Raw genomic sequence first — 12,374 nt, forward strand, 5'->3', positions numbered from 1 at the left:
CACCCCTTCACCGGCAATTAAAGCACGGCAGCGGCTTCCGCCACATACTCGCCCTTAATATACCAAGTCTTGGTGTCGGTAATCCGCACCTGTGCGAAGCTGCCGATCAGCTCCTTCGGCCCTTCGAAATGAACCAGCTGGTTGGCACGGGAACGGCCGGAGAGCACTTCGGAGTTATTCTTGCTCTCCCCCTCGACCAGCACCTCGACAACCTCACCAAGCATGCGGTCATTGCCGATCCGACTTTGCTCGCTGACCAGCTTGTTTAATCTCCGCAACCGTTCACTCTTCACCTCATAGGGAACGTTATCCTCCATCCCTGCAGCCGGAGTTCCTTCACGCGGGGAGTAAATAAAGGTATAAGCCATATCATAGCCTACTTCGCGGACAAGCGACAAGGTCTCTTCGAACTGCTCTTCGGTCTCTCCCGGGAAGCCGACAATGATGTCGGTAGTAAGCACGACGCCCGGCACGCTGGCCTTCAGCTTGCGCACCAGCTCCAGATAGGAATCACGCGTGTATTTGCGGCTCATCTTCTTGAGTACAGCCGTGCTGCCCGATTGGACCGGCAGATGGATATGCTCCGTCAGATTGCCGCCCTTGCCCAAGACTTCGATTAATTTATCGTCGAAATCGCGCGGATGCGAGGTCATAAAGCGGATACGCGGGATATCGATCAGCCGCAGGTCATCCATCAAATCGCCGAACGTATAATCCTGATCCGTAAAATCCTTACCGTAAGCATTGACGTTCTGCCCGAGCAGGGTCACTTCTTTGAACCCTTGCCGCGCGAGCTCCCGCACTTCGGCAATAACGTCCTCCGGACGGCGGCTGCGCTCCTTGCCCCGGGTATACGGAACGATGCAGTAGGTACAGAATTTATCACAGCCGTACATGATGTTCACCCAGGCGCGCATTCCCTCCCGCTTCTTGGGGAGGTTCTCGATGATGTCGCCTTCCTTGGACCACACTTCAACTACGAGCTCCTTGCTGAACAGCGCTTCTTGGACCAGATACGGCAGACGGTGGATATTGTGCGTACCAAAGATCATGTCGACAAAGCCGTGCTTGGCCATGATCCGGTTCACCACGCCTTCCTCCTGGGACATGCAGCCGCACACCCCCAGCAGCAGCCCCGGCTTTTCCAGCTTCAGATTCTTGAGATGGCCCAGCTCACCGAACACTTTATCTTCGGCATTCTCGCGGATGGCGCAAGTATTGAGCAGAATAATATCCGCTTCGCTGCGCTCTTCAGCCGGCAAATAACCCATCTGCTCCAATAGCCCTTTCATCGTCTCAGTGTCATGCTCGTTCATCTGGCAGCCGTAGGTCGCGATGTGATAATAATGCTGCTTGCCGCGGTTCATTTCCCGGAAATCCGCCAGCATATGCGCAGTTTCGTCACTGTCGAAGTCAATGACTTCGGCGTTCTGCTTGCCCCGGCGTTTGCCTTCTTTATAATCGGGGTTGGAATTGATCTGTACAGTGCGGCCTTTGATTCTGTATGTGGTTTTGCCTTCCTCTTCACTGATGAGCTTGGCATCGGAGAAATCGAAATACTTGGAGTAATCCTTATGGCCACTCTGGCCGGATGTTAAGTCCGGTGAGTTATGCTCTTTTGTCATGAAGTTCAGTCCTTTACAAGCATAATTAGTAATCTCACAGAAAAGCATCAATATAAAATTATATCATATATATAAGGTTCATTCCATTATTCGCCGGGCCAGCGTAGCTTTACCGTAAAAGCGGTGTAAAAGAAAAACGCCCGGGGAAGCCCCGGACGCAAACCAGATTAAATGTATGATATAAATTTAACGCTGAAGTGTAAAATTCACATAGAGCATTTCCATTTGACTGCTGCGGATTTCCGGCTTAATGTCCGGTTTGCGGTGGTCGGGCTGGCAGAGTTCCGGCTTACGGAGCTCCTGATTTCGGATGGCCAGGCAAAAAAAGATTCTCATTGCTGTATTTCACGCTCCCAGATCATGTTATGCAAACTCATTCTACCAAGCGTGCGTTACACAATCGTTACAGATTTCTACAAAAATCCACATTTTACGCGTTTTTGCGTTCCGTTTCTGGGGATTGTTGCTATAATTATAATACTATCTTGATTCTAGCGAAGGGGTACCTTGGATGCCTTATTTCATAAACAACAACATGAAAATACATTATGAATACGAACCCGCCCTCCATGGCGGTCCGCATACAGAAACGCTCTTGCTGATTCACGGCATCGGCTTTGACCTGCGCTGCTGGGACCGGATCGTGCCGGCGATGCTGGAGCATTACCATGTGCTCCGCTATGATTTCCGCGGACACGGGTTCAGCGAGAAAGGGGCCGAGGAATTGCATCATCCCGCTGCAGCCATGGTCGGCGATATCCACGCGCTGCTGGAGCATCTGCAAATCGCAAATGTCCATTTGATCGGACATGGAGCAGGCAGCATACTCGCGCTGTATTTCTCGCGGGCATACCCCCGGCGTGCCGAAACGACGGTGCTGCTGTCTCTGCCGCTGTACCATTCCGCCGAGACGGCGAACAAATATTCAACCTACCGCCAGGATCTCATGAAACAGCATTCCATGCGTGCACTAGCCGAGCATGTACTGGGCAATGCCACGCTGTTCAAGCCGGGCTCTGCCGAAATGGAGGCGCTGCACGCCAGCTTCGCCCGCGTTCCGCTGGATGTGTACACTGAGTTGCTGATTTTCTTTAATTCGGCCCACAGCGAGATTATGGATATGTTCAAGCAGCATCAGGTTCCTGCACTGATCCTGACCGGAGAGCATGATCCGATGTATCCGCCCTATCTGTCAAGCCTTATTGCTTCGTCTAATCCGCTGTGCCGGTACCGGATGATATACAATTCGTCCAATATGGTATTTTATGACCAGCCGGAAGAAACATTCCAGCAGATTAAAGCTTTTATAGACACGCGCTCGCAAACCCAGCAGTCGCTTGATCCGCTCCTGCATCAGCTGCATGCTGATTTCTTTACCATATTAAATTCGAATCCGGTTGCGCACGGCCAAACGGGTAGTCCCCTCTTGAAGGTGCAGCTGCTCAACCGGTTTGAGGTCACTGTCGGTGAACTGCCGGTGAACAGCGGCTGGGGCCGGCGGAATGCCAGAGAGCTGCTGATTTACCTGTTGCTTAACCCGAGTGCCGACAGGGACCGGCTTTGCGGGGAGCTGTGGAGCGACATGGACATACTCAAGGCCCGGGGCCAATTGCGGGTCTGTCTGACCCATCTGAAGCAACTTCTGAACAATGAGGAAACGGGGCTAATATACAGTGACAAGCAGCAGATTAAGCTGCAGAGTGAGGCAGAGTGTGACTTATTGCGTTTATTGGCGGATATCAGGAAGGCTAATGAGGAAAAAGACGTGGACAGCAAAATGGCGCTGATCGATTCGGTCTTTTGGCAAATTGAAGGGGACATCTTCTGCAACCTGGACCAGGACTGGAACATGAATCTGCGTTACAAAACCGAAATCGAGCTGATTGCGCTGGCCAATTATCAGGCCGAAGTTCTCGCCTCACGCCACAATATCCCCGGCGCGATCGCTTATCTGAAGTATGTTCTGCTGTTCAACGAGGAAGAATTCGGCGTCTACGAGCAAATCGCGAATCTCTATGAACGCAACGGCCAGTCGCTGGAAGCGCAGAAATGGCGGTCTGAGGCGGAGAAGCGGCAGCGCAGCCTGGCCGGAGAAGGCCGGGCCCGCCGCCGCTGAACACCTACTCTTTCATTAAATAGACACAGGCATTATTGCCACCGTACCCGTGGCTGGTTATCAGTACTTCTTTGTTCTTCAGCGGTACCGGTCCGGTAATCAGCGGTAAATGCTCATAGCCGTATTGATCGGTACGAATGGTACGGGGAATAAACGAAGCGCGGAAGCCAAGCATTGAAGCGATGATCTGCGCCAGTCCGCTGACGCTGAAAGGATGGCCGATCAGCCCCTTAATCGAGGTCAGCGGCACCCCGTGCCCGAACAAATCACGGGAGACGATATCTTCAATCCGGTCATTGGCCTCATATCCGAGCGCCTGGCTGTTATAATAATCGGGAATCCTTCCGTCCAGAACGGCGCTGGCCGCCTGCTTCATCCGCTGACCACTGAGGTCCTGGCCATTGACGGATACCCCGTCGTTGTTGGAGGCCACCTTGTCGATATAACCATAGATTTCGGCGTGGCGGGCAAGAGCATGCTCTTCCGTCTCCAGAATCAGTGTTGCAGCACCCTCGGACAAAATAAAGCCCTTGCTGTGTTTGCTGAACGGCGCGCCGGCCGCCTCGGGTCCCTGGTCGAAAGGCAGTCCCTTGATTTTGCCGAAGCCGAAGACTGTAGCTTTATTGTTGCTGCTGTCAGAGGCGCCGACGATTGCCGTGTCGATGACACCGTTTTGCAGATACATGATGGCATCCTCCATGGCCTCAATCCCGGCTGTACAGCCGGTCGTAACCGTCTTGGTACGGCCCGTCAACCCGAAGTGGCTGGACACCGCCGAAGCAAGGGTATGATTATGTACCAGTCCGCAGCAATACACAGGCAGTCTCCGGAAATCATCCTTACCAATGATGCCCAGAATATCCTCCAGCGAAGTAATGCCACCCATGGTTGTACCAAAAAACACGCCCGTCCTGTCCGCCAAATCGGTTACAGGCAGCTTGGCATGTTCAATGGCTTCGCTTACCGTCAGAATCGCCAGCTTGGCGATCCGCGGCAGCACGCGGTATTCCCTGCCGTCCAGCTCCCCTAACCCCCCGTTAATCTCCCCGAACAACAAGGGTTCACCGTATGGAGAGAGCTCACTTCTCGTTACAAAATGATAATCGCCGCTGATCAAATGGTGCTGGAAATCTGTATTATTCTCCCCGCCTGGAACCTTGATGCCGAAACCGGTAACTGCAACGCGCTTCTTCATAATGCTCCATCCTTCTTTCACCGTTTGGTATACCATTCACGAGAAATGCCGTATGTAGATTACGATTGACCTATTACTCCTTTCCTATAAATCACTATTCTAATCCTAGTATATCTTTAAAATTGGTACTGCGGTATATCTGGAGAAGCCTGGTTTACGACTTTTTACCTGTGCTTGAAATGCTGTTAAATACCCTGGTGAACCAAAAAAGCCGGGCAGCGAGTCCCCAATCACGGAGAATCACTGCCCGGCTTTTTTTCTGCAGGACTTTATGGAATTATACCTCTAAAATACCCGCTTTCGGGGTAACACGGAAGGCCTGGGCCAAATCGGCCAGCTGCCGGTCCGTAATCTTCTGCTTGATCTCTCTGCCGCCGATCAGATTGTAGACAATTGCCGCTTTCTCAATCGTCTCCACAAGACCGAAGGTAGCGTCCATCGTTGCTCCGGTAACGAAAATACCGTGCTGCGGCCATACGACCACGCGGTAATCCTTCATTTTGTCTGCTGTGGCGCGGCCGATGTCGCTGCTGCCCGGTACCATCCACGGAATGACGCCCACGCCGTCCGGGAAGACCACGAGGCATTCGGTACACATCTCCCATAGGGTCTTCGTGAACTGAAGCTCGTTGAGATCATGCGTAAAGGTCATGGCAATAACATTGGTTGCATGGGTATGCAGAACGATCCGGTGCGTAGAATCCACCTTAAGACGCTCAATGTGGCTCATGAAATGCGAAGCCAGCTCGCTTGTCGGCACTGCGCCGTTACGCAGCCCCCAGAGTACTTCTACACTTTCGCCGCTTGCGCTGACGCGAAGTACGCCCAGGTTCGCTTCGGGGTCCTTGATCACATTGCGGAAATACTTGCCGGAGCCGGTTACGATGAAGTATTTACCGGCCAGCTCCGTTACCGGAAAGGTCAGGTTGATGACCCGCTGTGCTTCACGGATGTCGATATATTTAGCCACTTCGGCTTCATCCAGCAAATAGCTGATGTTGCCGCCGTTCAGTTCGTCCCAGCCGAGCGACCACATATGATGGGTAATTTCGGACATTTCCTCAATAAATGGCGCTGCTGTGCCGCCGATATAGCCGGCTGAAGCCGTATAGGATGTGCTCATAGGTTTTCTCTCCTTTAGATGTCCCTGGTTATGATGTTCCCGCTTTTAGGCTTATCTCGCAGCCAGCACTTCTTGTTCGTAGGTCTTCACTTCTGCCAGCCACTGCTCCCGGACAGGAACATTCTGGGTGGCGCAATAGTAATCCCATACCGCACCGAACGGATACGATTTGAATTCTTCGACAAGGGCCAGACGTGAAGTATAATCCCCGGCCAACTCAATCGCCTTCAGCTCGGCTACCGGTTCAAGCATAGCGCGCAGCAGCGCCTTGATCGTGTTGCGGGTGCCGATAACCCAGGCGGCTACATGGTTAATGCTGCCGTCAAAGAAGTCCAGGCCGATATTGGTGCGCGGCAGCAGATCGCCGCGGACGAGTTCACGGGCAATTTCCAGCAGCTCATCGTCCATCGTTACGACATGGTCGCTGTCCCAGCGGACCGGACGGCTGACATGCAGCAGCAGCTGCTCGCTGAACATCAGAATGGAGGACAGCTTGTTCGAGATCACTTCTGTCGGATGGAAATGTCCGGCATCCAGGCAGATGGCTTTGCCGCGGGTCAGTCCATAGCCCATATAGAATTCATGCGAGCCAACGACATAGCTCTCGGAGCCGATGCCGAACAGTTTGCTCTCTACAGCGTCGATATTGTACTGCGGATCAATTTCTTCACTGAATACTTCATCCAGTGCTTCCTTCAGCCGCACGCGCGGCGCCAGGCGGTCCACCGGCGTATCTTTGTAGCCGTCCGGTACCCAGAAGTTGGTCACGCACGGTTGGCCCAGTTCACGGCCAAATGATTCGGCGATTTTGCGGGATGCCTTGCAGTGCTTGATCCAGAAGCTGCGGATTTCATCGTCGGCATGGCTCAGGGTGAAGCCGTCAGCCGCTTTCGGATGGGAGAAGCAGGTCGGATTGAAATCCAGTCCCAGCCCCTGCTCTTTGGCCCATTCTACCCAATTGGCAAAATGACGCGGCTGCAGCTCATCCAGATCGACCTGTTCGTCGGTATCGGCATAAATCGCATGCAGATTCACTTTATGCTTGCCCGGAATCAGCGCCAGCGCCTTCTCCAGGTCGCGGCGCAGCTCATCCGGCGTTCCGGCGCGGCCCGGATAACTTCCGGTTACGGCGATACCGCCGCTCAGCTCTTTGTTTTTAAACAGGAAGCCTTGTACATCGTCGCCCTGCCAGCAATGCAGGGAAATTTTGATTTGTGCCAGCTTCTCCAGCACCTCGTCCACATTGATGCCATGGGCTGCGTATAATTTCTTCGCTTCGTTGTAACTGTTGATGATGCTCTGATCCATGCTGCTGACCTCCTAAAAGTATTGTGAGTGAGCATCTGCTCCTGAATTGCTGCGGCAGACCAGCTAAGTGGCAATAATCCAATTAGATGATTCTAACCCAGTGCTGCATTCAGCTCTTGCCAACGCCGCAGCACGTTATCAAGCTGCGGCACAGGCCGGGGCTGATACGAGGCGATCTCAAAGGAGCTCCCGATCAGCGCCCGCGCTTCACGGATACCGGCAACCTCGCCCGCCTGAATGAGCTGGACGGCGAGATTGCCGATGGCCGTGGCCTCGGTCGGCCCCGCCTGCACCTCACGGCCGATCATATCGGCGGTGAGCTGGTTCAGCAGCGCGTTGTTCGCGCCGCCGCCGACAATCTTCAGCACTTCGAACTTCGTGCCGGTCAATGCCTCAAGCTCCTCCAGATAGCTGCGGTAAGACAACGCCAAGCTGTCAAAGATGCAGCGGGCGAGCTCGCCCGGCGACTCCGGCACCGGCTGCCCGCTCTCTCTGCAGGCAGCGCGGATCTCTTCGATCATGTTGGCCGGATTCATAAACCGCGGATGATTGCAGGGAATCAGGCTGCGGAAGGGCTCGGCCTTCCCGGCCAGCTCCGCCAGCTCGGCGAAGCTGTGCTTGGCGCCGTCCAGGCGGCGGACCTCCTGAATCAGCCACAAGCCCATGATGTTCTTCAGGAAGCGGTACGTGCCGTAAGCTCCCCACTCGTTCGTATAATTCGCTGCCATCGCCTGTGCGTTATTAAGCGGCTCGGTAAGCTCCGCACCGAGCAATGACCAGGTGCCGCTGCTGATGTAGGCAGCGCTGCGTCCCTCTTCCAGCGGTACGCCGAGCACCGCGGCGGCGGTGTCATGCGTCGGAGCGCAGATTAGCTCGCATTCCGGAAGATCGTACTGCGACATCAGTTCCGCGCTGACCGTACCCAGCACTTCACCCGGTTCGGTGAGTGCGGCGAACTGTTCTCTGCGCAGTCCGAGCAGAGCCAGCAGTTCCTCGTCGAATTCACGGGTCTGCAGGTTGAGCATCTGCATTGTGGACGCATTGGTCACCTCGTTGATCTGCCGGCCGCACAGCCGGTAATACAGATAGTCGGGGACCATCAGTATCCGGTGCGCACGGGCAAGCTCTGCAGAGTCATGGGCATACAGCTGGTACAGCGTATTGAAATTCAGCTGCTGGATGCCAGTCTTGGCATAGACCGTCTCCGGTGAAATGCTGGCGGCTACCTGCTCCATCACGCCGTCCGTACGGCTGTCGCGGTAAGCGTAGACTTCCTGGAGCCGCTCGCCCGCTTCGTCAAGAAGCACATAATCTACGGCCCAGGTATCGATGCCGAGCGTACATCGGGTGATGCCCCCGGCCTTGGCCTTCTGGAGCCCGGCGATAATCTGCTCAAACAGCTCATCGATATCCCAGAAGCAGGAGCCGTTTCGTTCAGTAAAGCCGTTGGCGAACCGGTGAAGCTCATCCAGCCGGAGAGTCCCGTCCTTGATGGTTCCGAGCACAAGCCGCCCGCTGGAGGCGCCGATATCAACGGCGATATGATTGCGCATGGGGAATCTCCTTTACTGCGTAATTAGTTAAAGAATCTTGCGGAACAAAGCGATGACTTCTTCCTTCGTAGGAATGAACGGATTGCCGGGTGCGCAGGCGTCCTTCATCGAGTTCTCGGCCAGCAGGTCCAGATCGACCTCGTTCACGCCCAGCTCGGATAATTTAGACGGAATGCCGACTTCCTTCGACAGCGCCTTGATCGACTCAATGACGAAGTCCGCGCATTCCTTGTCGCTCTTCCCTTCAACCTGCAGGCCGATCGCCTTGGCAATGTTGCGGAAGCGGTGCGGCACCACCTTGGCATTCTCTTCTTCCACGTATGGCAGCAGCATCGCGTTACATACGCCGTGCGGCAGGTCGTAGACCCCGCCAAGCTGATGCGCCATAGCGTGCACATAGCCGAGACCGGCATTGTTGAAGGCCAGGCCGCCAAGGAAGATCGCATAGACCATCTGCTCACGGGCTTCGATATCCTGACCGTTCTTGACGGTGCGGGCCAGGTTGTTGAAGATCAGCTCAACCGCTGCCAGCGCCGTTGCATCGGTCACCGGATAGGCGCCCGGAGTAACCAGTGCTTCGATCGCATGCGTCAAAGCGTCCATCCCGGTTGCTGCAGTCAGATCGGCTGGCTTGCCGACCATTAATTCCGGATCGTTAACGGAAATGGCGGCCAGGCTGTTCTTGTCGACCATAACCATTTTGACTTTGCGTTCTTCGTCGGTAATGACATAGTTAATGGTGACTTCGGCGGAGGTGCCGGCGGTAGTGTTCACGGCAACGATCGGCAGCGATTGATGCTGCGACTTGTGCACACCTTCATATTCTTTGATATGGCCGCCGTTGGTGGCGATAATGCCGATGCCCTTGGCCGTATCCTGCGGCGAGCCGCCGCCGATGGAGATCAGATGGTCGCAGCCGTTCGTTTTGAGGAAATCGACGCCGTCATGAACATTTTTACAGGTTGGGTTGGGCTTCACTTCATCGTATACCGCATATTCAATTCCCGCTTCATCCAGCACGGCCAGCACTTTACCGGCGATGCCGCTCTTCATCAGGAATTTGTCGGTAACCACCAGCGCCTTGTTCAGCTTTAATTCTTTAATGTAAGGAGCGATATCATTCAGACAGCCTTTACCCATAATGTTGACAGGCGGAACATAAAACACATGAGTACTCATAACTTCAAACCAGCCTCCCGGCAAAATAGTAGCGGAACACGGCTAAAGCCGGCTCCTGTATCCTCTGCAAAGTCGTGCAAGTCTTGCTGCGGCGCCGTTAAAGGCTGGTCTGGCGGACTACCGCAGGTTAACCAGTCAGAGGCGCTAATTGTCCGGGCATACGCTTTCAAAGGAACATCCTCATCGTAACTCCCTCATTCTTTGTTGTCAACAAATAAAATATTAATTATGTTGTTTTTATTTGATTAATGTTTGTTTCACAGAAAATATCGCTAAAATAACAAATTGTTATCTTTTATTTATTGCAAACACAGATATCAATGGACTATATTTAATCCAGAAGCACTATGGAAGGTGATTATGATGCTGGCAGGTGAACGACGTAAAAAAATTATTGACCTCGTCCATCAGGACAAGCGGGTGCTGGTTAGCGATCTCAGCCGGATGTTTGAGGTAACGGAGGAGACGATCCGCCGCGATCTGGAGAAGCTGGAGAAGGATGGCATTCTCAGCCGCACCTACGGGGGCGCGATGCTAAACAGGCATACCAATGAGGACCTGCCTTTTGTTACCCGCGGCGCGCTCAACACCGACATTAAACGGAATATTGCCCTGAAGGCGCTGGATCTGATCGCTGACGGCGATACTTTAATGGTCGATCCCAGCTCCACCGCCCTTGAATTTCTTAAGCTGCTGGGCAATAAGAACAACCTTACGGTCATCACAAATTCCATTCATATTCTCCACGAATTTGCGAATTCGTCCATGGATATTGTCTCGACAGGCGGTTCCCTGCGTCACCGGTCGCTTTCGCTGGTCGGCCCGGTCGCCCATGATACCATCCGCCGTTACAACGTGGACACTGCCGTCATCAGCTGCAAGGGAATCGATCTGGCAAGCGGCATTACCGATTCCAATGAGCCGGAATGCGAGGTCAAGAAGCATATGCTGCGGCAGGCCGAGAAGGTGATGCTGCTGGCGGATCATACGAAGTTCGGGAAGACGGCTTTTACTAACCTGATCCCGCTCGGCGGCGTCGATGTGCTGATTACCGACCGCAAGCCTGCGGACATCTGGCTGAAACGGCTGGCTGAGGAGAATATCGAAGTGATTTATTGAGAGAAGCTCATCAGAGGAGCCTGTGCGTTCTGCTGTTTCGGCGGGGCGTACAGGCTTGTATGGTGCTGGTGGACCGTTAATGATGATAAATCGCCGGATAGTGAAAGCGTTACCGATTTATATATATAAAAAAAGATATCCACGCTTAATACCTATGAGGCAAGGTGGATATCTTTCTTTTAATTCCGGATAGGGTGAAAAACCGCCTCTAATTTCTTGCTGCCACCGGACAATCCGAAAATGCTTTCTTGTATCAGTTCTTCTCCACGGCGTGGCCGCCGAATTCGTTGCGCAGCGCGGCGACGACTTTACCTGTGAAAGTGTCATTCTCCAAGGAACGATAACGCATGAGCAGCGACATCGCAATAACAGGAGTCGCAGCCTGTAGATCAAACGCCGTTTCCAGCGTCCAGCGTCCTTCTCCGGAGGAATGCATCACCCCGCGGATTTCATCGAGCTTGGCATCCTTGGCGAAGGCGCGTTCCATCAGCTCCATCAGCCAAGAACGGATCACGGAGCCGTTGTTCCAGACCCGGGCAACCTGCTCGAAGTCGAAGTCGTACCCGCTTTTCTCCAGCACCTCGAAGCCTTCCCCGATCGCTGCCATCATGCCGTATTCGATGCCGTTGTGCACCATCTTCAGGAAATGCCCGCTGCCGGACTTCCCGGCATAGAGATACCCGTTCTCTACCGCCGTATCGCGGAACAGCGGTTCGGCGACCGCCCAGGCTGCCTCGTCGCCGCCGATCATATAACAGGCTCCGTGGCGGGCCCCCTCCATGCCCCCCGAGGTTCCCGCATCCAGGAAGTAAATGCCCTGCTGCTCAAGCTCACCGTGACGGCGCACCGATTCCTTGTAATGCGAATTGCCGCCTTCAATAATAATATCGCCTTTGGAGAGCAGCGGCGCTACCTCAGCGATGACCGAATCGACGAACTGATGCGGCACCATAATCCACACTACGCGCGGCGCTTCCAGCTTGCCTGCCAGCTCTTCCAGACTATATGCCCCTTCTGCACCTTCAGCGGTAATGCTCTCTACAGCAGCGCTGTTGACGTCATATGCAACGACTTCATGTCCATGCTCCAGCAGGTTAAGGCTCAGATTAAAGCCCATTTTACCCAGTCCGACTAAACCGACTCTCATGATTGATCC

At 54.0% G+C, this 12,374-nt stretch carries 9 protein-coding genes; 2 read left to right on the plus strand and 7 right to left on the minus strand.

The genetic code is table 11. The features are described from left to right. Positions 1 to 17: 17 nt before the first annotated feature. Positions 18 to 1,625: a tRNA (N6-isopentenyl adenosine(37)-C2)-methylthiotransferase MiaB gene (gene miaB, locus F1381_RS11580; RefSeq protein WP_151735018.1), complete on the minus strand. Its 1,608-nt coding sequence runs from the start codon at positions 1,623 to 1,625 to the stop codon at positions 18 to 20. A gap of 535 nt (positions 1,626 to 2,160) precedes the next feature. On the opposite strand from miaB, the gene F1381_RS11585 reads away from it, so the two are divergent. Continuing rightward, positions 2,161 to 3,741 (plus strand): alpha/beta hydrolase, encoded by a 1,581-nt coding sequence (locus tag F1381_RS11585; RefSeq protein WP_187355301.1) that lies wholly within the window; start codon positions 2,161 to 2,163, stop codon positions 3,739 to 3,741. 4 nt (positions 3,742 to 3,745) lie between these two features. Here F1381_RS11585 and F1381_RS11590 read toward each other — a convergent pair whose 3' ends face one another. The 5 genes from F1381_RS11590 to F1381_RS11610 form a co-directional block, all read right to left on the minus strand. Further along, positions 3,746 to 4,936 (minus strand): beta-ketoacyl-[acyl-carrier-protein] synthase family protein, encoded by a 1,191-nt coding sequence (locus F1381_RS11590; RefSeq protein WP_187355302.1) that lies wholly within the window; start codon positions 4,934 to 4,936, stop codon positions 3,746 to 3,748. A gap of 277 nt (positions 4,937 to 5,213) precedes the next feature. Next, positions 5,214 to 6,059, minus strand: a complete 846-nt coding sequence (gene rhaD / locus F1381_RS11595) for a rhamnulose-1-phosphate aldolase (protein WP_151735021.1) — start codon at positions 6,057 to 6,059, stop codon at positions 5,214 to 5,216. A 51-nt stretch (positions 6,060 to 6,110) separates the two neighbouring features. After that, complete coding sequence (rhaA, locus tag F1381_RS11600) at positions 6,111 to 7,367, minus strand: L-rhamnose isomerase (protein ID WP_151735022.1); 1,257 nt, start codon at positions 7,365 to 7,367, stop codon at positions 6,111 to 6,113. Positions 7,368 to 7,459: 92 nt separating this feature from the next. After that, a complete protein-coding gene (rhaB, locus tag F1381_RS11605) occupies positions 7,460 to 8,920 on the minus strand; it encodes a rhamnulokinase (RefSeq protein ID WP_151735023.1) in 1,461 nt (486 codons plus the stop codon). Between the two features lie 27 nt (positions 8,921 to 8,947). Continuing rightward, positions 8,948 to 10,099: an iron-containing alcohol dehydrogenase gene (locus F1381_RS11610; RefSeq protein WP_151735024.1), complete on the minus strand. Its 1,152-nt coding sequence runs from the start codon at positions 10,097 to 10,099 to the stop codon at positions 8,948 to 8,950. Positions 10,100 to 10,462: 363 nt separating this feature from the next. Between F1381_RS11610 and F1381_RS11615 the strand changes: the two genes are divergently transcribed. Next, positions 10,463 to 11,218: a DeoR/GlpR family DNA-binding transcription regulator gene (locus tag F1381_RS11615; RefSeq protein WP_151735282.1), complete on the plus strand. Its 756-nt coding sequence runs from the start codon at positions 10,463 to 10,465 to the stop codon at positions 11,216 to 11,218. Between the two features lie 253 nt (positions 11,219 to 11,471). Here F1381_RS11615 and gnd read toward each other — a convergent pair whose 3' ends face one another. Further along, positions 11,472 to 12,365, minus strand: coding sequence for a phosphogluconate dehydrogenase (NAD(+)-dependent, decarboxylating) (gene gnd, locus F1381_RS11620; protein ID WP_151735025.1), 894 nt, complete (start codon positions 12,363 to 12,365; stop codon positions 11,472 to 11,474). Between the last annotated feature and the right edge of the window lie 9 nt (positions 12,366 to 12,374).

Origin of the sequence: Paenibacillus tengchongensis, from assembly GCF_008973665.1 — a bacterium.
Lineage (GTDB): Bacteria > Bacillota > Bacilli > Paenibacillales > Paenibacillaceae > Paenibacillus_AQ > Paenibacillus_AQ tengchongensis.